The organism is Candidatus Vagococcus giribetii (assembly GCF_017316185.1).
GTDB classification, from domain to species: domain Bacteria; phylum Bacillota; class Bacilli; order Lactobacillales; family Vagococcaceae; genus Vagococcus; species Vagococcus giribetii.
Genome location: NZ_JAFLVX010000035.1, coordinates 43227 through 69337, shown reverse-complemented (window position 1 = coordinate 69337; position 26111 = coordinate 43227). Strand labels below are relative to the sequence as shown.

At 34.8% G+C, this 26111-nt stretch carries 27 protein-coding genes and 1 riboswitch; of the genes, 9 read left to right on the top strand and 18 right to left on the bottom strand.

The window, feature by feature from the left end:
* Window positions 1–57: 57 nt before the first annotated feature.
* The 12 genes from DOK76_RS12060 to ald all read right to left on the bottom strand — a co-directional run bounded on the left by DOK76_RS12060 (window position 58) and on the right by ald (window position 10979).
* Window positions 58–480 carry a cupin domain-containing protein gene (locus DOK76_RS12060; protein WP_206968130.1) on the bottom strand — a complete coding sequence of 141 codons (423 nt, stop codon included), beginning with the start codon at window positions 478–480 and terminating at the stop codon, window positions 58–60.
* A 372-nt stretch (window positions 481–852) separates the two neighbouring features.
* Window positions 853–1674 carry a bifunctional hydroxymethylpyrimidine kinase/phosphomethylpyrimidine kinase gene (thiD, locus tag DOK76_RS12055; protein ID WP_206968128.1) on the bottom strand — a complete coding sequence of 274 codons (822 nt, stop codon included), beginning with the start codon at window positions 1672–1674 and terminating at the stop codon, window positions 853–855.
* Window position 1675: 1 nt separating this feature from the next.
* Window positions 1676–2314, bottom strand: coding sequence for a thiamine phosphate synthase (gene thiE / locus DOK76_RS12050; RefSeq protein WP_206968126.1), 639 nt, complete (start codon window positions 2312–2314; stop codon window positions 1676–1678).
* The gene (gene thiM / locus DOK76_RS12045) at window positions 2307–3143 is read right to left on the bottom strand and encodes a hydroxyethylthiazole kinase (protein ID WP_206968124.1); all 837 of its coding nucleotides are present in this window, start codon (window positions 3141–3143) and stop codon (window positions 2307–2309) included. The genes thiE and thiM overlap by 8 nt, the downstream gene beginning before the upstream one ends.
* The gene (thiW, locus tag DOK76_RS12040) at window positions 3112–3615 is read right to left on the bottom strand and encodes an energy coupling factor transporter S component ThiW (protein WP_206968139.1); all 504 of its coding nucleotides are present in this window, start codon (window positions 3613–3615) and stop codon (window positions 3112–3114) included. The genes thiM and thiW overlap by 32 nt, the downstream gene beginning before the upstream one ends.
* Window positions 3616–3643: 28 nt before the next feature.
* Window positions 3644–4330 (bottom strand): thiaminase II, encoded by a 687-nt coding sequence (gene tenA / locus DOK76_RS12035; RefSeq protein ID WP_206968122.1) that lies wholly within the window; start codon window positions 4328–4330, stop codon window positions 3644–3646.
* Window positions 4331–4342: 12 nt separating this feature from the next.
* The gene (locus tag DOK76_RS12030) at window positions 4343–4999 is read right to left on the bottom strand and encodes a CbiQ family ECF transporter T component (protein WP_242542305.1); all 657 of its coding nucleotides are present in this window, start codon (window positions 4997–4999) and stop codon (window positions 4343–4345) included.
* The gene (locus DOK76_RS12025) at window positions 4971–6368 is read right to left on the bottom strand and encodes an ABC transporter ATP-binding protein (protein WP_206968120.1); all 1398 of its coding nucleotides are present in this window, start codon (window positions 6366–6368) and stop codon (window positions 4971–4973) included. The genes DOK76_RS12030 and DOK76_RS12025 overlap by 29 nt, the downstream gene beginning before the upstream one ends.
* Entirely contained in the window at window positions 6368–6931 is a 564-nt protein-coding gene (locus DOK76_RS12020; RefSeq protein ID WP_206968117.1) for an ECF transporter S component, read from the bottom strand. The genes DOK76_RS12025 and DOK76_RS12020 overlap by 1 nt, the downstream gene beginning before the upstream one ends.
* Before the next feature lie 165 nt (window positions 6932–7096).
* A riboswitch (TPP riboswitch) is annotated at window positions 7097–7186 on the bottom strand.
* Between the two features lie 138 nt (window positions 7187–7324).
* The gene (gene kynU, locus DOK76_RS12015) at window positions 7325–8596 is read right to left on the bottom strand and encodes a kynureninase (RefSeq protein WP_206968115.1); all 1272 of its coding nucleotides are present in this window, start codon (window positions 8594–8596) and stop codon (window positions 7325–7327) included.
* A complete protein-coding gene (locus DOK76_RS12010) occupies window positions 8580–9785 on the bottom strand; it encodes an MFS transporter (RefSeq protein ID WP_206968113.1) in 1206 nt (401 codons plus the stop codon). The genes kynU and DOK76_RS12010 overlap by 17 nt, the downstream gene beginning before the upstream one ends.
* Window positions 9786–9863: 78 nt before the next feature.
* Window positions 9864–10979, bottom strand: a complete 1116-nt coding sequence (gene ald, locus DOK76_RS12005) for an alanine dehydrogenase (RefSeq protein ID WP_206968110.1) — start codon at window positions 10977–10979, stop codon at window positions 9864–9866.
* Between the two features lie 322 nt (window positions 10980–11301).
* Between ald and DOK76_RS12000 the strand changes: the two genes are divergently transcribed.
* Complete coding sequence (locus DOK76_RS12000) at window positions 11302–11748, top strand: Lrp/AsnC family transcriptional regulator (protein ID WP_206968107.1); 447 nt, start codon at window positions 11302–11304, stop codon at window positions 11746–11748.
* A 101-nt stretch (window positions 11749–11849) separates the two neighbouring features.
* On the opposite strand, the gene DOK76_RS11995 is transcribed toward DOK76_RS12000, so the two are convergent.
* The 4 genes from DOK76_RS11995 to DOK76_RS11980 form a co-directional block, all read right to left on the bottom strand.
* A complete protein-coding gene (locus tag DOK76_RS11995; RefSeq protein WP_206968106.1) occupies window positions 11850–12683 on the bottom strand; it encodes an alpha/beta hydrolase in 834 nt (277 codons plus the stop codon).
* 30 nt (window positions 12684–12713) lie between these two features.
* Window positions 12714–13886, bottom strand: coding sequence for an MFS transporter (locus DOK76_RS11990; protein ID WP_206968104.1), 1173 nt, complete (start codon window positions 13884–13886; stop codon window positions 12714–12716).
* 94 nt (window positions 13887–13980) lie between these two features.
* Window positions 13981–14850, bottom strand: a complete 870-nt coding sequence (locus DOK76_RS11985; protein WP_206968102.1) for an AraC family transcriptional regulator — start codon at window positions 14848–14850, stop codon at window positions 13981–13983.
* A gap of 11 nt (window positions 14851–14861) precedes the next feature.
* Window positions 14862–15962 carry a helix-turn-helix domain-containing protein gene (locus tag DOK76_RS11980; protein WP_206968100.1) on the bottom strand — a complete coding sequence of 367 codons (1101 nt, stop codon included), beginning with the start codon at window positions 15960–15962 and terminating at the stop codon, window positions 14862–14864.
* 126 nt (window positions 15963–16088) lie between these two features.
* Here DOK76_RS11980 and DOK76_RS11975 point away from each other — a divergent pair, with 126 nt between their 5' ends.
* The 3 genes from DOK76_RS11975 (at window position 16089) to DOK76_RS11965 (ending at window position 19234) form a co-directional block, all read left to right on the top strand.
* Window positions 16089–17006, top strand: coding sequence for an ROK family protein (locus DOK76_RS11975; RefSeq protein ID WP_206968097.1), 918 nt, complete (start codon window positions 16089–16091; stop codon window positions 17004–17006).
* A 23-nt stretch (window positions 17007–17029) separates the two neighbouring features.
* On the top strand, window positions 17030–18139 hold the full coding sequence (locus DOK76_RS11970; RefSeq protein ID WP_206968095.1) for an alpha/beta hydrolase: 1110 nt from the start codon (window positions 17030–17032) through the stop codon (window positions 18137–18139).
* A 150-nt stretch (window positions 18140–18289) separates the two neighbouring features.
* Window positions 18290–19234: an NADP-dependent oxidoreductase gene (locus tag DOK76_RS11965; RefSeq protein WP_206968094.1), complete on the top strand. Its 945-nt coding sequence runs from the start codon at window positions 18290–18292 to the stop codon at window positions 19232–19234.
* A gap of 186 nt (window positions 19235–19420) precedes the next feature.
* Here the strand turns inward: DOK76_RS11965 and DOK76_RS11960 are convergent, their stop codons facing one another.
* On the bottom strand, window positions 19421–20029 hold the full coding sequence (locus DOK76_RS11960; RefSeq protein ID WP_206968092.1) for an ECF transporter S component: 609 nt from the start codon (window positions 20027–20029) through the stop codon (window positions 19421–19423).
* 172 nt (window positions 20030–20201) lie between these two features.
* A complete protein-coding gene (locus DOK76_RS11955; protein WP_206968090.1) occupies window positions 20202–21134 on the bottom strand; it encodes an RluA family pseudouridine synthase in 933 nt (310 codons plus the stop codon).
* A gap of 172 nt (window positions 21135–21306) precedes the next feature.
* Here DOK76_RS11955 and DOK76_RS11950 point away from each other — a divergent pair, with 172 nt between their 5' ends.
* From DOK76_RS11950 to DOK76_RS11930, 5 genes are read left to right on the top strand one after another with little or no spacing between them, the layout of a single operon-like run.
* Window positions 21307–22584 (top strand): ABC transporter substrate-binding protein, encoded by a 1278-nt coding sequence (locus DOK76_RS11950; RefSeq protein WP_242542304.1) that lies wholly within the window; start codon window positions 21307–21309, stop codon window positions 22582–22584.
* Entirely contained in the window at window positions 22577–23449 is an 873-nt protein-coding gene (locus DOK76_RS11945) for a carbohydrate ABC transporter permease (protein ID WP_242542303.1), read from the top strand. Before DOK76_RS11950 ends, DOK76_RS11945 begins: the two co-directional genes overlap by 8 nt.
* The gene (locus tag DOK76_RS11940) at window positions 23446–24270 is read left to right on the top strand and encodes a carbohydrate ABC transporter permease (protein WP_206968085.1); all 825 of its coding nucleotides are present in this window, start codon (window positions 23446–23448) and stop codon (window positions 24268–24270) included. The genes DOK76_RS11945 and DOK76_RS11940 overlap by 4 nt, the downstream gene beginning before the upstream one ends.
* Window positions 24270–25214, top strand: coding sequence for a prenyltransferase (locus DOK76_RS11935; protein ID WP_206968083.1), 945 nt, complete (start codon window positions 24270–24272; stop codon window positions 25212–25214). Before DOK76_RS11940 ends, DOK76_RS11935 begins: the two co-directional genes overlap by 1 nt.
* Before the next feature lie 15 nt (window positions 25215–25229).
* Window positions 25230–26060 carry an ABC transporter substrate-binding protein gene (locus tag DOK76_RS11930; RefSeq protein WP_206968081.1) on the top strand — a complete coding sequence of 277 codons (831 nt, stop codon included), beginning with the start codon at window positions 25230–25232 and terminating at the stop codon, window positions 26058–26060.
* Window positions 26061–26111: the final 51 nt, after the last annotated feature.

Below are 26111 nucleotides of genomic sequence, written 5' to 3'. Positions count from 1 at the left end.
ACTTTGTCTACAGTCTGAGATCAGGAAATAAAATATTTCCTGATCTTTTTTTACTTATTAATGTTCGTTTGGATCATCAATAGCGTCTTGATGAGTTGGATGCACTGTTCCAGGTACATGGTCTGGTCCAGCGTATAATGTATAAAGTTTTAACGGTTTGTCTCCAATGTTTTCAACATTATGCCACATATCAGCTGGCACAAAAATAGCATCGTCATCTGAAACTTCTTTAACAAATGTTAAATTGTCTTCAGCATCTCCCATTTTACATAGGCCTTTTCCTTCTTCAATTCTTAAGAATTGATCAATCCCATGATGGACTTCTAAACCAATGTCGTCACCTGGTTGAATAGACATTAATGTCATTTGCATTTTACTACCTGTCCATACTGTTGTACGGTAGTTGTCATTTGCTAATGTCCAATCCTCAATGTTTTCTACTACTGGTTGTTTACCTCTGTCTGTAAAATCAAAATTCATAACTCATTCCTCCATTTTCTTTTATAATCCTAATATAACACAGATATCAGGAACTTAATAATAATAACTATTAAATGATAATCGTTATCGTTTAATAGAATTAATCGAAAAGAAACTTCTAAACAATAGGATTTCAATTGATTTTTCAATTGAAAGAATTTTATTTTATTATCATTAAGATGAAATAATTCCCTCTAATTGATATTAACATAATAATAACTATCAAGTACTTTTTTCACTTAATAGTCTCAGTTGAATCGCTTACTTCTATTATACGCTCAAATGGAAACAATAGCTCGGTTTTATTAAAAAAATAAGTGTCATTTTCCTCATAAAAAAAGAAGCCATACATTATGACTTCCTTTTAAGAATCTAGCTAAGGAGTACCTCATCAGCTAACTCAGCCCAATGATTCGTAGGTCCATGACCATGACCGACAAATAATTCCTCCTTTATTGCTCCTTGAATAAATCTTTTACCGATAATAATGGCTTCTTTAATAGATTTCCCTTTAGCAAGTTCAGCGGCAATACATGATGAAAAAGTATCACCTGTTCCATGAGTCTTGATTGTTTCTATTCTGGGTGACTCAAGCCAAAAAGAGTCACCTGACTCTAGCAAGACGTAATCCTTTGCATTCCCATTTTCTAGATGCCCACCCTTAATAATGACATGTTTGACTCCTAGTTGTTGTAAATCTTGTGCTGCTTTTTTCATCTCTTCTTCTGTTGTCACTGGATAACCAACTAACACTTCAGCCTCTGGTAAATTAGGTGTCACAACAAAAGCTAATGGGAGTAATTCTTCTTTAATCACTTCAATAGCATCTTCGCTCAGTAAAGCGTGTCCTCCTTTAGCAATCATAACTGGATCAACAACTAATGGACCAAAATCAACTTTTTTTAAGTTGTCTACTACACACAAAACATGTTCCTTATCAGCTAGCATCCCTGTTTTGGCCGCTTTAATGTTAAAATCACTAGCTAAGGAAGTAAATTGTTCTGTAATAAACTCAGTTGGAATTGGAAAAGCATTTTGAACACCTAATGTGTTTTGAGCCGTCAAAGCAACAATAATACTCATACCAAACGCATGACGATTTTGAAATGTTTTTAAATCTGCCTGAACACCGGCTCCACCTCCAGAATCACTTCCTGCTATGGTAACAACTTGAGGCGTACTATTAATTGTCATCTTATCTCTCTCCCTTAACGTCATCTACTAATTCTCTCAGCTTTGCTACTTTTTCAGGGACATTTTGAGCTTGCATAATATCACTAACAATAGCAACACCTGAGATAGGTGCTTCCTTGAAGGATAAAATATTTTCTTCCTTAATCCCACCAATAGCAACTGTAGGTAGTTTAGTCTCTTTTATAATTTGAGTGAGTGTTTCCATAGACGTTAGTTTTGTTTGAACTTTTGTAGTCGTTGGGTAAATCGCCCCAACTCCTAAATAATCAGCACCTTCAAACTTAGCATCAATACCTCGAGTCACTGTTTTAGTAGACACTCCTAATAGTTTATTTGGACCGATTAACTCCCTTGTTTTAGAAACAGGTAGCTCGCTATCACCAATATGAACACCATCTGCATCTACTGCTAAACAAATATCCACACGGTCATTAATGATTAATGGTACTAAGTAATGATCTGTTATTTTTTTTACTTTTAAGGCTAGCTCATAAAAATCATGAGTGCTAGCTTCTTTTTCTCTGAGCTGAACCATGGTAACGCCGCCCTCACAGGCTTCGATTATTGTTTCTAAAAATTGTTCTTCTGTTAATCCATCTCGATTAGTCACTAAGTAAAGACTTAAAGCTTCTTCAATCATTTGTTTTTTCTCCTTTAATAGACTGCCACCAATTTTCTTGTTCGTGTAGTAAAGACAATTCGTTCATTAAATGATAATTAAAATCCTCCATACCTATTGGTGAACCACCTAATTCCTTAGCTAATTCTCCGCAAATATTGAAATAACTAACGGCCATTACTAAACTAGACTCCACAGTTTCCCCTTGACCAAGAAGAGCTGCAATTATGGCTCCTACCATGTCCCCTGTTCCGGTTCGTTTATCTAATTCAGGTACACCGTTACTTAACAGGTAAGTTTTGTCTCCTGTTACAATCACATCAACAGCACCAGTTGCTAAAAAGCTAGTGTCTGGATATGTTTTTACTAACTCTTGCAAAGCCTCTGCTAATTCCTGTAAAGACTCTTTCCCTTGGTCTAATACATGTCCATCTACCCCTCGGCCATGACTAGATAACCCGCAAAATTTTTTCATTTCAGACGTGTTACCTTTAACAACTTGGGGCTTATTTTTTAATAACTCAAAGGCTAATTTTTTTCTTAAGCTAGAGACTGACACACCGACTACATCGATTACCGTAGGTGTATTAAATTGATTCGCATATTCACTTGCAGCCATTAATTGTTTTTCTCTATCAGGGGACAAGTGACCTAGATTTAATAATAAAGCATCTGTCTGACTAAATAATTCTTGAAATTCTCTTGGGTCATCTGCCATTATGGGTTTACTATTGACATAAAGTAGTGCATTAGCCATACTTTCACAGGTAATTTCATTGGTAACACAGTGAACCAATGGAGATTCCTTGAAAACTTTTTTAGCTCTCTTTTCTAGAAACTGTGTGTCCATGAATAATCTCTCCTCTAAAATAACGTTGTAATTCAATAAATTTAGGTTGTTTACTTAATTTCAAGTAAACAAAGTAACCTATCAAGGCTCCAGATATAGCACCACCAAAGAATCTTGGTGTGTATAAAAACCAGTACATTCCTTGAGAACTTCCAGTAAACCAAACCATCACTGGATAAGAGAGCAACGAACCAATCAAACCTGTTCCGATAATCTCACCTATCATAGCTCCGTAAATACTTTGTGTGTATTTAAAAGCTAAACCTGCAAGTAAAGCTCCAAAGACAGCCCCCGTTAAGGCTAGAGGTGGTACTCCTAATAACAGCATTCTAAGTAAACCGCATATCAAAGCCATTGCTGTTCCATACAAAGGTCCCATTAAGCTGACACCTAATACATTCATCACACTTGACATAGGAGCCATACCTTCAATTCGAAATAAGGGAGATAAAACAACGTCTAAAGCAATCATCAAAGATAAAATCGTCAATTTATGTAGTTTAGTATTGGCTGGTTGCACTTAGATCACCTTCTGGCCATGTTTGATGTGTGTAAGACATTTCCCAAAACAAGTATTCCATTTTTGAGCTGATGACAAATGCTTGAATCATCTGCTCTTTTTCTCGTTCACTTGCTTCTTCATAAAGCCCATTTAACAAGTCACACTGATAAGCAACGTCTTTAGCCGCTTCTTCTCCTGCATATGTTTCAATCCATCTTTGATACAACGAATCTGGTGAACCTGATTTAATTAGTTCGACGCCAATTTCTTGATATAACCAGGCACAAGGTAGTAAACCAGCTACTGCACTTTTTACAGAACCATCTAGTAACTGTCTATACATATGTGACACATAGTTATAAGCAGTTGGTGCAATCGGTGTTGACGCAATTTCCTCATCAGTAATACCTAATTCTTTAAAAAAACCTTCTCTTATAGCAATCTCACCTTCTGCTAAATGAGATGCTCCAGTCATTAACATCTCTTTTACTGCTTCATTATCAATCTGCTCAGCAATCAATAAATGAATGTTACTAAAATGCTCTAAATAATAACGATCTTGAATCAAATAATAGCGAAAAGCCTCTGGACTCAGAGTACCTTGTTGCAATTCAACAATAAATGGATGGGTAAAACTTCCCTCCCAATAGGGAATAGTTAGAGCTCTTGAACGTTTTGTAAACATAGTTACTTCCTCCTAAAATGTTAGTATCATTAAACTGTTTCCTATAACAATTAGACTAGTCGATATAAGAATCCACATAACCGGTGTTTGAAATGTTATGGAAGGCATTCTTTTTCCATCATCATCAAATCCTCTTGATATCATTGCCTCTGTGTATTGATCTCGCCAATTAAAAGCGACAAATATAGTTTTTAAATATAAGTAAGGTGAAAATACAGTCATTCTCTTTCCTCTAAGTAAGCTCGCATTTTTTAGTTCTCTAATTTCTTGCTTAATGTCTGGAATTGCATGTAGAACGACTAAAATCCCGTAAATAAAATTGGGCGACACTTTTTTTTGCTCTAGAACTAATAACAACTCTTCTAAATCAATGCCAAAAGCAAACATCATTCCTAAAGCAGCAAACGCAAAGGTTCTACTAAATAATAGCCACGCATCATCACTTCCAGAGCCATAAACCATGACAGACCAAAAAGTTGAGATAGCTGGTATCAATGGTAGCAAGAACAGACCTGCTAAACCAAAATATCTTTTTTTTACCATCAAAAAGATAACACTTAAGCCTACAATAAACAGATTTAAGGCAATCGATTTGGTAAATGAAATTTCTAAGGTGAAGAAAAACAAGAGACAAGTCAGATTAAGCGAATTGGTTTTGACTATATTCATATCCTATCTCCTCCTGTCTATGAGTTTCTCCTTGAAAGTTCAAGCGTTTATGATTCAGTAGCACATGTTCATCACTTCGATGATTAAGAGGAGCTAATCGGTGAGAAATAATCATGAAACTTTGTTCATCTGATTTTTCTTCCATCCAATCCATAAAGAGTTGACACGCTTTTTCATCTAATCCTGTAAAGGGCTCGTCTAGAAGTAATAGTTTTCTATCAAGACTTAACATGGTTGTTAATTGAATCATCTTCTTTTGTCCTTCACTTAAGTGAAACAAGCTACCATCTAGTTTTGATGTTAATCCGAGTTCCTCTAACACATTCTCTTGTTTTTGCTTCATCTCTTGGCTCAGATGACTATTAAATACCAACTCTTCTCGAGGTGTTAGTTGAATAAACTGATGAGCTGCTTCTTGGACTGCTAAAGTGACTTCTTTATAGAGAGCTTTTCTTTTCTTCATTCGCCTGTCCTCAAAAAACATCTTTCCCTGATAACGTTGCTGTTGGATAATCGCTCTAAACAGGGTTGACTTTCCAACACCATTGTCTCCAGTTATCGTTGTAATGCCTTGATTAAACGAATAATTAGTTGCTTCTAACAACTCTCTTTTCCCCTGCTGATAAGAGACTTGTTGAAATTCTAGTAAGGTTGATTTACTTGATCTAACTCGTGATAACTGAGGCTTTTCATGTCTCCCTAATAAAGAGATAGACTCTTTTCTTAACCCTCTTTGCGTTAAGGTGATAACCTCATCTACTACTCCTTCGTAACCAACTAAATCATGATCACATAAGATAATTGTCTTTCCTAAATCTCTTAATTTACCTAAGAGATGAATCAATTGATGCCTTGAAGAACTATCAATACTAGCAAATGGTTCATCTAAGAGTAAAACGGGAGCATCCATTGCTAAAAGAACTGTCAATGATGCTCTTTGTTTTTCCCCATCAGATAAGGAAACAATTTCTCGATCCAATAAATGAGCTGTATTCGTTAAATGAACTGCTTTTTCCATCCGTCCCTGAATAGCCTCATAACCTAGTGAAAGATTTTCTAAAGCAAAGGTGATTTCTCTTCGCAAACTTCTCATCGTAAATTGAGTATTGGGTTTTTGAAAGACCATTCCGACTTGAGAGGCTTTTTCATAGGTAGACAGACTTCCTTGTTTTTTACCGTTAATCACAATGCTTCCCTCATAGGATAAATCAGTAAATCCAGAAATTAATCTTAAGAGAGTTGACTTACCACAACCACTGTCTCCTCTTAACAACGTAAACGATCCTGTTTCAAATTCATGATCAACTTGTTGAAAGATTACCTGTTCTTCTCTTTTAAAACTCAGCTGATTAAGCAATACCTTTGTCATTATCTAGCACCAGCTAATTGTTGAACACGATTGTAGCTCTTCATCACTAAAGAAACCATGACCACACCAAAGAAGAAAACAGATAATAGTCTAACAACAAATAAACTAATTATCATTCCGATACCAAACGTTCCGTACCCCATTTTGAAGTACTCATAGCCAAAACTTAGTACCGTTGTACCAATCGCTCCATATATTAAAGGCAACGTATCATAACGTTTGTATTTAGTTGCCATAAAACCTAATTCAGTCCCTAAGCCTTGGAAGAATCCTGAAATCAATACACCAGGACCAAAATAAGACCCGTAAAGCATTTCTGCTAATGCAGCTAACAATTCTCCCAAAATAGAGCTTCCTTTTTTAGGAATCAACATCCCCGCCATAGGTGCTGCCATTGTCCACATTCCAAACAAAATTTCATTCGCAAATGGAGCTAGTCCTAAAGGTGTTAACGCTGCGGATAACATGGCATATAAAAAACCTGCCCCCATAAAGACACCACCGAATAAAAAAGCTAGAAATCCTAGTAAAACCACATCTTGTACTGACCATTTTGAACTCAAAAAAAATACCTCCTTTTATTTCCCTAATGCAGAAACAAAAGAAGGCATCCCTAAGCATCTAGTGACTCACATGACTCCAATTCAACTAAAAAACCCCACCAAAAAATTGGTAGGGTGTTAAGACAGAATTAATCTTGCAAGTTAAACAATAGACTCCTTGTTCAACGTTCATTGAATACATTTCTCTTCGCCAGTACTAACTGGAGCAGATTCAATGGGTATTATCTCAGCTTTTACGCACCCCAAATGTTTCTAATATTAAGTTATGGCTAGAGTATAGCACTCTTTTTTTAGATAAACTAGTATGAAATCGTTTTAATTCTAACGTGAACAGCCTTAAAGATTGATAGATAAAGCTTTTGACTTTCACAAATTTTACTAATAATCTACGTATTAAACAACTGCAGTTCTTTCTGCGCTATAGTTCTCATAAATTTTTTCTTTTACAATTTTTTCTAGAATTTCAACTACTAGGTAGACTTCCTCATAAGACGTATATAAAGCAATTGGGGCAAGTCGAATCACATTAGGTTCTCTAAAATCTGGTACCACACCATTATCTCTCAGAGCCGCTGCGATTCGGTAAGCTTCATCGTGTTGTAGACAAACATGTCCTCCACGCTTTTCATCAACTGTACTATTTCCATAGCTATAACCAAATTTTTTCAATTTCGTATCTATCAAATACATGAGGTAGGCTGTAATGTGAAGTGATTTTTCTCTAATCCTTGGCATTCCTAACTCATTAAATACTTCTAAAGAGCCTTCTAAAGGCGCCATATTGAACACTGAAGGCGTTCCTATTTGCCAACCACTCGCATTTTTTTCATGCTCAAACTCTTGTTTCAATTGGAACTGTGTGGCATTTTTATTACCAAACCAACCATTAAGTCCTGGCATCATCTCAAAATGTTTGCGATTGATATAAAGTCCGGCACAAGAGCCAAAGCCCCCATTTAAATACTTATACGTACACCAAACAGCAAAATCTGGTTGCACTTCTTTAAAATCCATTTCAATAGCGCCAATAGCATGGCATAAGTCAAAACCAATATAAATACCTCGTTTATGAGCCTCTTCAGCTAAACGTTTCATGTCTATAATTTGAGCGCTACGGTACAAGACTGTAGGTAATAAAATAACAGCTACGTCATCAGTCATACCAGCAATAATCGCCTCTTCATCAATAAACTCTCCATCAGGACTTTTTATGACTTTAACTGCTTCTTCCACATCATACCCCTTCAAGCGTACGATACTATCAACTGCGTAGCGATCTGTTGGAAAGTTAATATCATCAACCATAATTTTATAACGCTTCTCCGTTGGTTGATAAAATGTCGCCAAAGCTTGATGAATGTTACTCGTTGTACTCCCTACAATCGTCACTTCGTCTGCATCTGCATTGACTAAAGGAGCCATCATGCTACCTATTTTTTCTGCATATAAATACAAATCATTCCAAGCAATGACCCCTTCATTTTTCCAGCGATTGACCATCTCATCTAGTTTTTCCACTGCAGGTTTTGACGCCATTCCCAGAGAGTTACCATCCATATAGATTGAATCTTCTTGAATATAAAATAAATCTCGATATTTTCTTAAATCATCTTGTTTATCTTGCTCTTTTGCGTATTCTAAACTGGTTTCAAATGTTCTGCTCATTTCTAATTCCTCCAATACTTTGATTAAATTGTTTGGTTAAAACAAATGAAGCAACTAATCCAATACAAGCAACACTAGCTAAAAGCAATAAGCCAATTGGCCAACTCATTTTTTCAATGATAGCAGCTACAAGTGGTGCTCCAATCACAATACATGAATAATAAAAAATGTTAACAATACTCAAAGAAACACTTAATAATCGTTCTTCTCTCACTACATTAGGTACCATGATGGTGACAGAAGATGACGCTAAACTAGCACTAACGGATAAAAATAAAATTTGTAGGATAAAAGCAACTTGGCTACCTGCTAGATAGGGAGCTGCTAAACAAGCTGCTAACATCATGCCGTAAGCAGCAATAAAAATCAGGCCTCTATTTTTCATTTTATCAATTAACATACCTGCGATAACTCCAAATGGGATACCGAATAATCCAAATAAACTTGCATAAAAATTAGCTTGACTGACAGGTAATGAGTAGTAATCGGTGAACAGTAAGGGATACAAAGCAATGTAGCTATACAAGACAAAAGCCATCACACCTTGTAAAATACCGAGTACCCAAACTGTTTTATTTTGTGCTGCTTCTTTTAAAACATTGATGCCAACAACAGCCTCTTCTTGTTTTTCTGTTATTGGTTCTTCAATGAGAAAGAAATAACTAATCACTAGAAAAATACCCAATCCAGCTAACAAATAAGAAGAAGCAAAAATCCCAAAACGATTGGATAAGGGTAAAAATAAATTCATCCCAATTAAAGAAGCTGTTGCAGGAAACGTTGTAAATATCCCGATGGCTGTTCCCGAGTAATGACTGTCTTTAAACCAATCATTAATTAAGACGACTGCAATCATCACAATCGTAGAAAATGAAATACCTTCAATAGCTCTTGAAACTAATAATAAAGAAAAACTTTTTGATAAAATCCCTAGCACATTACCTAGTACTAAACAACTCATAACAATTAGTAACAGTTTTTTAGCTCCATAACGACTAACCAGTATCCCTCCTGGTATCGCTATAAAAATACCCGATATGGTGAACACAGAAGTCAAAAGAGACATCTGTGTCATATTAACTTGAAGCTGTTCTGCTAAAGGTTTGATGATAGGTGTAATCTTCAGTTGAGATAACCCAACAACCACTGCACCTATATACAACATCGTAAACTTTAACCATTTATTCACTAGAGCAACCTCCTACTCTTTTGTTTGACTGACTTAACTTTGTCTGAAATAAATAGTGCTCGAGTTACCTTAGATGTTTTATGATACTAACTCACTGATTGGTGTATAAGTTTTGTGTTGATCCTCAGCTACCTCTTTATTCGTCAACAAACCATCAAAAATGTCGACGCCTTTTTTCAAGGATTCGTCTGATTTAATCGCTTCAACTAACCCTAAGTTAGCCAGCTTAGTTGAATAAGGTAACGTGACATTTTCAAGAGCAATCGTTGAAGTTCTAGGAACGGATCCTGGAATATTTGGTACTGCATAGTGAACAACACCATGTTTGACATAAGTTGGGTCTTCTAAAGAGGTTGTCTTAGTTGTAGTTTCAAAAATACCACCTTGATCAATGGCGATATCAACAATAACTGACCCTGTTTTCATTTGTTTAACCATCTCTTCTGTCACTAGTTTAGGTGCTCGGTGTCCTGGTAAGAGCACTGCTCCAATCACAAGATCAGCTTCAATCACAGATTGTGTGATATTGTATGTGTTTGACATAAGAGTCACAAGTGAGTTTCCAAAAATATTTTCTAATTCGTCTAATCGATTCGGATTAACGTCTAAAATAGTCACTTCAGCTCCCAGTCCAATCGCTATTTTAGCTGCATTAACCCCAGCAACGCCACCTCCAATGATCGTTACTTTCGATTTTTCTACACCTGGTACGCCAGCAAGCAAAACACCTAACCCTGATGTTGTTTTTTGTAAATGATAAGCACCTACTTGAGGTGACATGCGTCCAGCGACTTGAGACATAGGTGCTAATAAAGGCAATTTCCCATCAGGTGTTTGCACAGATTCATAAGCAATCGCATGGACTTTATTTTCAATTAAGGCATTGGTTAATGCCTCGTTAGGAGCTAAGTGTAAAAAAGTAAATAGAATAAGACCAGGTCTAAAAAATGGATACTCGGATACTAAAGGCTCTTTCACCTTTAACACCATATCAGCGTCCCACACTTCTTTAGCTGTTTTTTTTATTTTCGCTCCATACTTAACAAATTCTTCATCTAAGAAACCAGAACCAAGTCCTGCATCTGCTTCAACCCAAACCTCATGACCTGCATTAACTAAAGTCATTACGCCTCTAGGTGTTAACGCTATTCTTGCCTCACTATTTTTTATTTCCTTAGGTACACCAATAATCATTTTCGTCACATTCCTTTCATAATAACCAAATTATCCATCTTAAACATTTTTTAAAGTTGATAAAAAGCTAGTTGAAAAAAAACAGTTTTATTGGTAAATTAATATCAAGACTTACAAATAAAACATACCTAAAACGAAACTTTGTGAATACTAAAAGTAATATTTATATCAGAGGTAGCGCTACCTTCACAAATATTGTAACGTATATTTTTTTAGTCGTATATGGATTAAATAAGAAAACGCTTATATAATAATTCATTTAATAATGAGTTGTTATTGTTTTTTTATAAAAAAATAACTGATGTATCAAAGGAGGGATATTATGCCAGAATCAATCGACCGAACCAGTTTAGAGATTTTAAACTTACTTTCAACCAATAGTCGCATGTCTGTTAAAGAAATTTCACAAGCTGTGCTTTTATCAGAACCTAGTGTCAAAAAAAGAATTGATAAAATGACAGACCTAGGAATTATAAAAAGTTTCACCACACGCGTTTTTCTACCTAAAATCGGCTATGATATTATTTTTTTTACAAACGTTTCTAATCTTTCTATCACGAACTCAGCCTTTTTACAAAAAGTTAGTCAGACCAAAGAATTTATCGAATGTTACTCAGTTACAGGACGAGAAAACTACCTTATTAAAGGTGTTGCTCAAAACATTCAAGAAGTCGAAAGTATTCTTAATGAACTAACTCAAATTGCCAATGTAGAAACTTCCATCGTTCTTGAAGAAATCAATCTAGTCAATCAGCTCTATAAGCAATAAAATCAGGATGGTTTTTAAAGTTGTTGAAAGAGAACATTTTTTCCTGACTAGTAAAGAAAATCAAAAAAGAGGCTGACGTTTGAGTCGACCTCTTTTTTGATTTATTCAGCTACATTACCACTGTTTAAATAGTTCCCTTTTTCATCTAGAGGTAACCAATCTAAAAAGTTCTTCACATATGTATCCCAGAAATCCCACTCGTGCCCACCAGCATCTTCAATGTAAGTCACTGGTACTTTTCTATCATCTAAAAATGACTTAAATCCTCTAACACTTTCAAGTAAGAAATCTTCTGTTCCAATTGGTATATACATTTTTGGTATTTCTTCTTTATTTTCAAGTAATTGATCAATTAAATAATAATAGTCTTTATCACTATTTTTAATTGAGTCAATTCCACCAAATGCATTGTCATAAAAATCTAAACTCCAACCAGTTACCGATAATAATTCAGAGCGTTTTGCTACTTGATCAATCATTAAACCTGGTGAAAAAGCACCAATATGACTGAAGGTATCATGGTATTTTAATCCATTAATCACTGCTCCATAACCACCCATAGAAAGACCTGCAATAAACGTATCTTCTCTCTTATCAGATAAAGGGAACATCTCTCTTGTAAACTCAACTAATTCTTGAGCCACATACGCTCCGTAATTTTCACCACGATTTGGTTTATCGATGTAAAATTGATTTTCACCAGAAGGCATAATAACTGCTAAATTATGCTCCTCTGCCCAACGTTGAATACGAGTTCCTGATAAATAATCAGTATAGTTACCAAATGCCCCGTGAAGTAAATACAACGTTTTTAATGGTTTTTTCTCAACCACTTCTTCTTCTCCAAAAGAAATTTTATCTAATGGAATGATTGCATTGAATGTAACTGTTCTTGATAACATTTTTGAAATAAAGTTTACTTGGACTAAAGCCATGATACTCATCCTCTTTTCTTTAATCTATTATTAGTTTGATTTTTGTTTTTTCTGTTGTGTATTCAACACGACAAAAGATAAAACACTAAGTATTAATAAACCAACACCACTGATTAAAAAGCTATCAGCTGCCGTTGACATACCAAATAATTTACTTAAAAAGCCATTAATAGTTGGTGATAAGAAAACACCTAAGTTAATCCCAACAAGTAAGACTCCTGTTGCTAGGTTAGTTGAGTTTTTGGGTGCTACTTGTCCCACTAACATAAACATAAATGGAGCTGCTAAACTAAATGATAAACCAGCTAGAATAGCTCCTGTTGTGACCATAGCAATTGAATTAGCTAGCATGATGACAATAAAACCAATCCCCATACCTAAAAGACCAATTGGCAAGACTAAATGTTTTAAGAACTTAAAGATTTTTCCGTAAGCTACCCCGACCACAATCCCTACTAAAGTGATTGATCCTAAAATACTTGCTGCAGTTTCTGGCTTACCAATCCCTGTTTCAACTAAGTGAGTAGCAGTTTTTAACATAACTACAAAGAATAAAGCGTATACAATTAAAGCAAAAACCATTAATACTAACGTTGGAGCATTCACACTCTCTTTTACTTTTTCACTTTTTTCTTCTGTACCTTTAGCTTCTGAAGGTAGTTTTACAAATAGTGCAAATAGAATTAGTGGTAACACCGTAATAGCATAAACTAAAAATGAATTTTGCCAACCAAAACGAGTGAAGTAACCCACTAAAAGAGTTAAGACTGTACTACCAATTGATCCCATAGCTGCTTGAAGTCCCATTAAACTCGCTTGTTCGTCTCCATCATAAAGCTCAGTAATTAAACTAACTGCAAGGGCATTAAATAAACCAATCCCTGCACCAAATAAAAATCTTGAAACTAAAATAACTGTATAATTGTCAACAAATACAGGAACAATCCCTGCAATAAGAGCTATTAATAAACCTAATAAAACTGTATTTTTCTTGCCTAAAAATTTGATAAAAATATTACTCAATAATACAAAAATTAATATACCAAAGTTAGGAATTGTCGCAATTAATTCAATTGATGACGTACTTTGATTTGGAAATGATTGTTGCATAAGTGGTATCAGTGACGAAATAACAGGTCCTGCTACTAACACCAAAGAAATTGATAGTAATGACGCTTTAAATAAAACGCTATTTTTATTCATGATACATCCTCCTGATAATTATTGAAATCGATTACATTCAAAAGAATATCACGTTTAACACCATAAAAAAGGGCAGAACCTATCAAAAAAAAGGTCAATTTCTGCCGTTTGCTTGTTTATAATTCAGTTGGTATTTTTTTGGTGTTTGGTGGAAAACTTCTTCAAAAGTCTTTCTAAATGATTTTTCATTAGGAAAACCAACAATGTCTGATATCACATGAATGGGCTTATCACTATGTAAAAGTAACTCTTGCCCCCGATTAATGCGAACATATTGAACATACTTCATGACACTAAGTCCGAGATTTTTCTTAAACAATTTACTCAAATAATTAGTAGAGACATGAAAATGTTCAGCAATATCCCCTACAGTTAAAGCTTCTTTGTAATTCTCTTGAATAAACGAAATAATTGGTTGTATTTGATCTAGTTTTTCTGTATACAAATTTGAATTAATAGGTGCGGTTTCTTTATTTCCCCAATCTCTTGCTAGTAAAAAGAGTAATCGATATGTCAACGTAAGTAATTGTAAATCAAGTAACTCCGTCTCAACTTCTCGTTTGGTGAGATGATAAAACTCACTCAGTACTTCTCTTAGTTCATTTAACTCCATTGCTTTTCCAGTTGGTCGATTGATAAAACGCATGTATTCAAAATCAGGAATGAGCTTACTAATAAATTCATAGGGAATTTGAATGGTTAATGCCTCTAAATCAGCACAATAACTTGAAGTAGCTCCGTGGACCTCAGCGGAATTAATCAACAAAACAGTACCTGGTTCTGTTCGATGCGTCACATTACTAATCGTATAATTTTCAATATTTCCTGCATAAGTATAGGATATTTCAAAGGAGGTATGCCAATGGGGTAAAACGGTACTCGCTGAATGAGATGAACCATGAATAATCCAGTTAATAGGAATTAACTCATGGGTGTACTCAATAAATTCATGGGATAGCACCATACTCTCACTCCTTAATTTTTTTTATGCCAATATTCTTTCGGCGTCATCTGCTCATGCTTTTTAAAGACTTTAATGAAATAACTCACATCTGTAAAATGAAGTAGAGAACTAATCGTAGTCAAATCATAGTGATTGGCTTCTAACAATCGCTTACTCTCCTCAATTCGTTGCTTGGCCACATACTGATTAATCGTTAATCCTGTTTCCTTTTTAAACATCTTTGATAAATGAGGAATTGAGTAATTAGTATAGCTAGCAATTAAGGGTACACTCAAATCAGAATAAATATTTTTGGTAATAAACTCACAGGTTTTTTTTATATTTTTAGAGTAATGAAGGTGTTTATACTTAGTCACTTCTTGACAAAATAACAACATAAGCTCTAACTCAGGCGACTGCATCTCATTAAAATGTGTTTTTTTCTCAATATCTTGAATTAATTTATCACTTAACGTATAGGCTCTCTCATGAGGAACCCCGCCCTTTATGGCATATCTAGTTGAAATAGCAACTGCTACAATCAATAAATTTTTTCGGCTTCTCAGTTCAGACTCTGTGGATAATTTCCCCATCTTAGTATTTTTTTGAAAGCCGTAAAATCGTTGTCTTAGTCCTTGTTCATCGCCATCTTTTATCGTGGCAAATAAAAGTTCCTCACTCTCAAAATCATGGTGATAAAGTTGTTGTTCTATTTGTTTACTCAGTATATCATCAATAACAGACTCTTTTAAATAAAGAACATTTTGATTAATTACTTGAACCTCTTTTTTCGAAAACTCATTTCCTGTCACAAATAGATGAATTGTTTCAGCGATTTTTAGTAATTGATCATTGTAAGAAACAAAATTCCCTACCTCATCATCAATAAATAAAATCAGCGTCTGCTTCCAATCTGCTAGTTGATAAACAAGTAATAATAATTTTTGATCCTGTACATAATAATTGAAAATAAGGTCTGTTTGCTTACTCATTCGTTTTAATTGTTCACTCGATAAGTTATGATTCGTTAAATTTCTTTGATCTATCATTTCTTCTGTTTCTTGATTAACTAATAAAAAAGAAAACAAGCCAATTTCTGATAAACGAATTAAAAAATTAGTAAAATTTGACATGTAAGCACTCTCCTTTGATATAAAAATACCACAGATAATTATTTTTTACTATTATTCTCATTAGTAAGTCGTTACAATACATGTGTAAGCGCTACTATTTTAGATGAAATTATTGGAGGAACTGTCATGTCAGAAACAAACAATCATTTTTTAAGTATTGATATTGGAGGAACCTTTATCAAGCATGCCCTTATCAACCGAAGCGGGCAAATTATTTTTGTCAAAAAAGAAGTAACCCCTGATAACCTTGAAGCCTTTAAAGATCTTTTGATAACTATTTTAGATCAATACAAAGGACAAATCAAAGCAACAGCAATTAGTTGCCCTGGTCAAATTGATTCAAAAGAAGGCGTTGTTTATCATGGTGGCGCCTTAACTTTCCTACATACTTTTAGATTAAAAGAATTTGTTGAGTCACATAATAACTTACCATGTGGTCTCATGAATGATGGAAAATCAGCTGCCCTAGCTGAATTATGGTTAGGACAATTAAAGGGAATTGAAAACGGTGGTGTGATGACTTTAGGAACTGGCGTTGGTGGAGGAATCGTTTTAAATGGTTCTTTATTCCAAGGAGCTCATTTCCAAGCTGCAGAACTAAGCTTTATGCTCCTTTCTGTTGAATCTCCGCTTAATATGAATGAGATAGCTGGTATGAAAGGGTCTGCGGTTAATTTTATCCATCAAGCTGCCACATTACTTAAGTTAGATGACTTACTAGATGGTAAGACCGTTTTTAAAGAACTAGAAAATAAAAACGAACTAATTTATCCTTTATTTGAAGACTATTGTTTAGGCGTTGTTACCATTATGATGAATATGCAATCTGTCGTAGATTTAGAACGCGTTGCTATTGGCGGTGGGATTAGTGCCCAACCTATTTTAGTCGAAGAAATCAGACGTCAATATAAAAAAGTTTTAGCCTCTTCACCTTTATTTAGTAGTATGCTAACACCTGTTGAAATTGTCCCTTGTCATTTTAGAAACGAAGCAGGTCTTTTAGGTGCTTTATATCACTTACTTGAAGAACTAGATGGTCAATAATTAGCTTATTTGGAGGAATGAACATGCCTAGAGAATATGATGTATCACTTGTAAAACAAATCAAAGAAAAACAATATAAAGAAATTCGTCGAGACGTAGAAATCATTGTGAAACCAATACCTGATTGCGATATTGATGGTGCTATGGACCCTCGTGTCTATAAAGGAGCCAAAAAAATGAGCATGATTATGAAATTCATGCCAAAAAGTATGTTCCAAATGGATGCTAGTCCAAAGTCAATCAAGCGACTTCGAAAAATGTTTAATAGTGTCGACTCAACGCCTATGGTGGAAGAAAAAATTGAAGAGCACTCATTTACTGCAAAAGCAGCAGATGGCTTTGATATTCCTATGACTCGTTTTATGTCACAAAAACCTGTAGAAAACGCACCTGTTCTTTATTTTATTCATGGGGGTGGCTTCTTTGCAGGTAGTACAGATGTCGTTAGAGAGGCACTAAAATTATTTGTTAGCCAAACTAATATGATTGCCGTTAGTATTGACTATCGTCTTGCTCCTGAAAATCCATATCCGATTGGACACAACGATTGTTATACCGGCTTACGTTTTCTAGCAGATCACGTCGCTGAATGGGGTGGCGATCCTCGTAGTATTTTTGTTGCTGGGGACAGTGCTGGTGGTAACTTAACTTCTTATTGTAGTAACCGAAATATTGAAGAAAATCGTGATGATGTGTGTGGTCAAATTTTACTCTACCCAACTCTAAACATGGGTGGCGTGAAAGACCCTTATACAACCTTTGATATCGATCAAGATATCGCTATTTATGATAAACAAAAAAGTGTCATTAAACCTGGTATTGAGATGATGGCTGGCATGTCATCTGGTCTATCTGAAGTTCTTGGAACAAAAGATATTCTAACTAAATACCTATCTCCTTACGTATCTGTCAGTGAGAAAATGCCTGTTACTATGATTACATCTGGCGAACATGATTTCTTGACCTTTGAAAGTCTAGCCTATGCAAAAAAATTAGTCGATTTAGGTGTGGATACAACATTTACTTTATATAAAGGAATGGGGCATGCGTATATTGACCACGTTGGAAACTTCCCTCAAGCAGAAGATTGCATGGAAGATATTAGTGCCTTTGTTCAAAAGAATCGACGTTAGATCATATTTTTATATACTTTAATAACTCCCGTGAGACTGACACAACTGTCAGTCTCTTTTTTTACTAATCAATGGATTAAAATTCTACTCTTTTGACAATCCTTATTGATATCTTATACTTAAAGTAACTAACATTTAGGAGGAGATATTATGGTAAAAAGTAAAGTACTAGGATTTGATTCATATGGCTCTATTGAGGTACTCACTGAAACATCACTGGATATTACAACAACTGAAACATCACCTATTTTAATCAAAACAGAACACATTAGTGTGAATCCGGTTGAGGTTTCTATCCGTAAAGGTCTTATGTCTAATGGCACGCCTCCTAAAAATTTCAGAGTTTTAGGCAATGAAATACAAGGTGAGATTGTCGAAATTGCTTCTGACTCTTCATCATTTTCTAAAGGAGATAAAGTGATGGCTTTATTACCTGCTCGAGGGGATTCTGAATATGTGGCTACTTTTGAAAGTCGTGTCTTTAAATTACCTCACAACATGCCTTTAGCTATTGGAGCGGCTTTTCCTATGATTGCTACAACTGCTTACTGGACATTACATCCTCATTTTTATTCCTTTAAACAAGGAGATACATTAGGGATTGTTGGGGCATCTGGTAATGTTGGTAGCCTTATCTTACAACTTGCTAGAGAAAAAGATATCACCATACTAGCTTTAGGTAGTCAGAAGAATCAAGATTATCTCAAAAAATTAGGTGCTGACATCTTTATTGACTACAAAAACTCTGAACAAGTTAGTGAATTTTATCAGAGTTGTGACTATGTCATTAATGCTTCTTTATTTAATTCTGGTGAGGAACTAGCTCTTTCATTAGTCAGAGAGCGTGGCACCTATCTAGGATTAAATAGTCTACCAAATCTTGAAAACAGATCAGATATTACTGCATTTTTCATGGAAAAAACTGAAGATATGATTGATGCTGAAGCTTTACCTCATTTATTAACCCTTTATGAAAAATCACCTCTTGCTTTACGTATTGGGCATACGCTCTCTTTTAGCTTAAACGGCTTAAAAGAAGCACATCGACTGATAGAAACAAACCAATCTAGTGGGAAAATTATCTTGAAACGATAAACAGGGTGAGTCAAAAGTCGTTTTGCTCTAAGCAACTGGAGGAATTAAGGAACAATCGACTTTTTCTATTGTTCCTTAATTGTGAAGTTGTTGAAATAGCAGACTTTTTATCCCCTGACTAATAAAGAAAATTCAGAGAAAAATAAAAAAAGGAGGTTCAACTTAAATTGAGCCTCCTTTTGCTTATTATAGTCTTGTATCTGCTGACAAACTTGTCGCTGAAAAGATAGCTTTTACAATTAAAGGTGTGATGATAATTGCTGCAATCATTTCTGGAATCCCATTGGTCCCAACTATTGTCAGTAAGACAGCCATCAAACCTGAAGTCGTAGTTCCATAAGCTTCAGCAACAGGTCCTGTGTATAAAATCCCCATCAAACCTAAAACTAATACGGTATTTGTTAATGAAGCAAGTGCTGCTGAAACAGCTGTTGCCATGTAGAATTTTTTTGTCTTTTTATATAGTAAAGTAAAGACAACACCTGCCACTAATCCCACACAAATTCTAGGTAATACTGATACAACTGGATTGGTAAAAATCAATGTATCTAGTGGTGTTGTCGGCATTGTCCATGCTCGTATCATCGTAAGTGTTCCCCAGATAAATCCAATCAACATGCCATCTTTTGTCCCTAAGGTAATTGCTGCGACAATGACTGTAATATGAATAATCGTTAAACTTGTTGCAAATAATGGAATATAGCCTAAAAACGGCACCATAGATTGCACCATAATAATAGCAATCAATATGCCTCGAATCGTTAATCGATACGCTTTGCTATTGGTTCTTGACATGATTAAACCCCTTTTCAACTTCTTTTAGTCTTGTTCATTTTCTCATGATTGGAAACCTTTTTCCAATTAGAAAAAATTATTAATCCTACAATATCATTTTATACATGATTATTCTACTAATTGATTTATAAAAAGAGCCTTCATCTCTATAAGAAATGAAAGCTCTTTTTATCTACTGTTTGTCTTGTTTTGTTGCTTGAATAAATTTTTTAGGTACTTTTGAATGGAACTTCATTTTTTTACCACTAATCGGATGAGTAAATACAAGAGTTGTCGCATGTAGACCTAATCGTTTTAATGGATTTCCATGAGCTCCGTATTTCTTATCTCCAACAATCGGGTGACCAATTTCTTCCATATGAACACGGATTTGGTTTTTACGACCTGTTTCTAAAGATACTTCTAACAAGCTATAGTTTCTGTTACCTCTGATTTTTTTGTAGTGAGTAATTGCTTGTTTACCACCGTTATCAAAAGGACAAGAAAACATTTTAAAGTTTTTATTTTCCGTTAACCAAGACTCAATAGTACCTGATTTTCTCTTAACGTCACCTTCAACTAAGGCTGTATAAATACGCTCTGTGACAAGCTCTTTCCATTTGTCTTGTAATACTTTTTTCGTCGGTTCATTTTTGGCAAATAGCATAATACCAGATGTATCCTTATCTAAACGATGCACGACGAAAATACGGTTTTTAGGATGGTCTTTTTTGACATACCCCATTAATTGATTATGTGCTGTTACTTCAAAATTATTTTGTGCCGCAATTGATAGCATTCCGGCTTCTTTTTCAATCATAATGATGTCTTCATCTTCATAAATGATTTCAATCCCAACAAGTGCTTTTTCACTCATTGCTGTTTTGTTATCTAAAATCATCACACGTTGACCTGGAATCAAAGGATGATTATGTTGTGTGACTTCTTTACCATCAACTGATACTTGACCACGTGTCAAAATAGACTTCACGGCATTTCTACTTTTACCTTTTACCTCTTGGACAAGAAAAGGTAACAAAGTCGTTTCTTCTGTTACGACAAAAAATTGATTACTTGCTTGTTTAGTTGGTTGCTTACTTGGTTGTTTTGCTTTATTTTTAGGCATATTAATGACTCTTTTCTTTCATTTTTTCTTTTCTAGTTTACTTTAACACGTTTTGCCATTTTTTCATAAGTCTAACCGTTGATTTTTATTAAAAAACACCTTTTGATTTCAGATTTTTTTTTCGTTATAATTAGGAGTTGTAACTATTTATTAGGAAGAAGGAAAGAATAAAATGAAATTGAAAAAATTAGTTTTAGGAACACTTTTAACAACTCTTTTTTTAGGTGGTTGTGCTGCAAATAAAAAAGAGGAAGTTAAAAGTGACAGTGACAAAGTAAGTGGAGAAATTACAGTCCTAACGAATCGAACAGATGGGGACAAGATTTTCAAACAAGTTGAAGCTGATTTTATCAAAGAATACCCAGATGTAACTAAAGTGACATTTGAGAATATTGCGGATTACGACCAAACAGTAACAACTCGTTTAAACGGTGGAGAATACGGAGATGCTTTATTTATTCCTTTCTCAATGGCTGGAAATCGTGAAAACTATCCTGATTATTTCGAAAAATTAGGCACAACAAAAGAACTTGAAAAAGATTACCTTGATGTCTATGAAGCTGATTATAAAGGTGACGTTTATGGTCTTCCTATTGCCCTTAACTCACTAGGTATTATTTATAACGAAGATGTATTAAAAGAAGCTGGAATTACAGAAGTACCTACAACCATAGATGCTTTTGTGAAAGATTTAGAAAAGATTAAAGAAAAAACAAATGCGACTCCTTTTTACTCTAACTACCAAGCCGTTGCTGTTTGGGCAGGTGCCTTAACTTCATTTGGTGGTGAACAATTTAAGTCTGCTACTTTAGAATCTGGAAATGCCTTTAAAGAAGGAATGCCAATTCGACAAGTCATGGATTTATTCTATGAAATGGCTTCAAAAGGTTTGATTGAAAAAGACCCAATGACCTTAGATAGTCAAACGGCTTTTTCTCAATTAGCTGATGGTAAAATTGCCATGTTAATGAACGGCTCTCAAGAAGTAGCTGGTATTCAAGAGAAAACAAAAAGTCCAATTAAAATCATGAACTTCCCTGTTGAAACAAAAGGTAAAACAAGCTTACCTATTGGTGCACCTGCTGTAATTGGTGTGAATAAAAACTCTAAAAACAAAGCTACTGCAGAAGCTTTTGTTAATTTCTTTGTTTCAAATAAAAGTGGTTACGCTAAAGATTTAAACGGTATGCCTAACTTAAAAGCTGATTTATCAAAAGAACAACAAGAATTAATTGATAATAGTAACGTGATTTTAACAGTTGCTACTGAAACGCCTGAAGCAAACGCTAAGTATTCAGCTATTGCTGATGAAGTTGGTGTCTCCCGTTTAACAGACGTCTTACAACAAGTGATTAATATCGGACTTTACCCTGACAAAAACATCTCTTATGACGACTATGTAAAACAACTGTCTGATAAATGGGTAAATGCTGCTAAGCAACATGAGTAAACAAATCAAACATAAACTAACTCTCGCTCTATTTCTTATAATCCCAACACTTCTTTTACTAGTGTTTGGGATTTTACCTATTATCAACTTAATTATTATTAGCTTTACTTCTTGGAATGGTATGGGATCAGAGTTTGATTGGGTTGGTTTGGCTAATTACAAAACACTACTAACCAGTCCGGTTTACTGGCATGCGTTAAAAACAAACACCTATTATTTAGTTTCAGGTATCTTACAAATGATTATTGCCTATTATTTCGCTGTTTTGTTGTCAGAAAAAACCATGGGGAAATCTTTCTTTAAGAGTCTATTTCTACTCCCCTCTTTGATTAGTAGTATCGCCGTTGCCATGATTTTTAGACTGTTCTTTAGTCCCGACGGCGCTTTTGATCAGCTCCTTCATTTTTTCCATCTAGGTGCTTGGCAAACTTTTTGGCTAGGAGATCCTGATCAAGTAAATATCACTTTAGCAAGTATTTCTTTATGGCGTAACCTTGGTATGAGTTTCTTACTCTACTACGGAGCGATTCAAAGTATTCCAAAAGATTATCAAGAGTTTTGTTATCTCGAAGGTGCTACTTTATGGCAAAAAACACGTTGGGTGACCATTCCTCAAACAAAAAAAGTCATCTTTTTAAATACGTTATTACTTATTATCGGAGTCATATCAGTGTTTGATATTCCTTTTATTTTAACGAATGGCTCAAATGGCACAACGACTATCGTTGTCCAAACCATGAAACTTGCCTTTGAGCAAAAAAAATATGGCTTAGCTTCTAGCTTGTCCGTCTTAATTACTTTAATGATTGTCTTACTTAGTGGTGTTCTTCAATACATCAAGAACAAAGGAGGAGAAAACGCATGAGACTTTTAGGTAAAATCATTAAATACGTGTCTCTTCTTCTTTGGAGTGCCATTATTTTATTTCCACTAGGTATGCTGTTTTTTGGTTCTTTTATGTCACTAGATGAGTTTTCAGCTTCTCAAGGACTACGACTTCCAGAAAGCTTTTTGTATTTAGACAACTATGTTACAGCAATTAAAGAAGGCAACCTAGTCAAAAGTTTTGCTGTCACCTTCTTAATTATTTTAATCAGTGTCATGTTAAGTATTTTTATCGGCTCTATGGTAGCTTATGTCTATCATCGGTTTGATTTTAAAGGAAAAAAGTTACTTTTATTCGCTTACTTTTTAGTATCAGCTGTTCCCATGGTTGTCACACAAGTAGGAACCTTTAATATTATAACCAGTTTAAATTTGTACAACACCATTTGGGCACCTATCTTACTATACGTTGGTGCTGACGTTACTATGATTTATTTGTACTTACAAAACATGGAACAAATTCCGGTTGAACTTGATCAGGCAGCCATGATGGACGGTGCTTCTTTTTTCCAAATCTATCGCCGCGTAATTTTCCCGATGTTAGTACCTGCCACAACAACAGTGACTCTTTTAAAAATGTTAAGTATTTACAATGATTTTTATATACCTTATCTCTATATGCCAAGTGGTGATTTACCCACTATATCAACTGGTATTTACCGCTTTATTGGACCTTATCAAACTAATTGGCCCCTTATTTGTGCCTTCATCTTAATTAGTATGATTCCCATGTTGATTATTTATTTAGTCTTACAAAAGTATATTGATAAAGGCTTATCTCAAGGGAGTGTTAAGTACTAATGAAAGAATTAATACAACAATTGTGGCGCTGGGGAATTGGTTTTCCATTTAGAGCCTACACGGTCATGGAACTACGCACTGGATTTGCTACGGGTTTTCCCATTTTAAGCTCTAGTCTATTTGCTGCTTATTTAACTGGGAAACTCAATTTACTTTACCTAGTGCTATTCTTTATTTGTGGTTTTTCATTTAACATTGTTGCCAATGTATCCAATGAAATGCGTGCTTTTTTGAAAAAAGAAGAAAATGAAGATACTTTTACTGGTCATTTAGGCAGTGAAGGATTAGTTAGAGGTGACGCTACTTTCCTTGACGCCTGCTTAGTTCTCTTAGCCTGGATTGGCTTAGGAGGCTTAACTGGCTTAGCTCTTGTTTACCTGACAAAAAGCCTGATGTTACTAGCCTTAGGACTAATTGGCTTACTGGCTGCTATTACCTACTCTTTAGGACCTTTTCCATATATCGTTCTACCTATCGGAGAATTTGTCTCTGGTTTGTTAGTAGGAGGGCTAAGCTCCTTAGTTGCTTTTTGGCTCCAAGCTGGTGAATTAAACCTAAATGCTTTTGTCTATGCCTTTATCTGCATGATGTTTACTATTTTCCTCATGTCGACTAATAACACAGGCGACTATGATAAAGACATGGGAGTCAGAACAACATGGCCACATATTATCGGTTTTAGAAATTCGATTTTAATCTTAATTCCAGAAAGTATACTCGTCCTTATTGCTTGGGGTTACTTAAGTCTAACAACCTTAACTTGGTGGCAGAGTCTAGCTGGCCTTCTTATTTTTTATATTCAAGGATACAGACGATGGTTAAAGGACTATCTACAAATTACAGAGGTTTATCCTGAAATGGGACGAGATTTTGGTCCGCGACCACTTCTCTTAATTCGCTCGTTTCATGTTATCATGGCTATTTTATTTTTTATCGCTATTTAAGAAAGGATCTTCACTATGGCAGTTATTAGACTACAACAAAATCGCATCAATCCACTTGTTTTACCCATCATATTAGCTCAAGAACTTGGCTTTTTCGACGAATTTGGCGTTCAAGTTGATCTTGATTTAGCTGAAAATTTTGTCTTTCAAGGAAAGAGTGCTTTTCTTGAAGGAGAAGTTGATGCACAAATGGGAGACACAACATTTTTCTTTTATTATTTAAAAGATGGCAAAAAAGCCATGATTACTTCGACTTTAACAAGAACTATTCAACTTGCAGGTACAACTGATTGGCAAAAAAAAACACCTTTAACTGTTGGTATTAGCCAGAATGGCTTATTCCGTTTTTTTATTGATACCTACTTAGGTGAGCTATTACCTAATGTTTCTTATACTTTTATCAACAATACCTATGAACGAATTCAAGCCTTAATGGCTTGTGAAATTGATGCTCTAGTTGCTATCGAACCTTTTATTACTACAGTCTTAAATCAACCCAATACAGAAATTATTTGGCATTCAAATCAACTAGACGCCTGTTATGTGATGTGGTGCTTTGACGCAGATTTTGTTAAGAATCATCCTGATGACGTCAGACATTTCCATCAAGCCTTGGAAAAGGCCGGACAATATTTTAATCAACAAACAAGTCTTGAGAAAGTGGCTCTCTTAGAAACTCACTGTCATTTACCTAAAGAAAAAGCTCTTATCTTTTCAGATTTTGAGTTTGAACCACAACAAAACTATTCATCATCTGACTTTACTCTTTGTCAAGATTGGATGTATGACCAACAAGAAATTACAGAGAAAATCACCCCTGAAGAAGGTATTTTCCACACTTTTTAATAAAATAAAGGTCCAGCAACAAGATTTTTTCTCTTAGTGCTGGACCTTTTA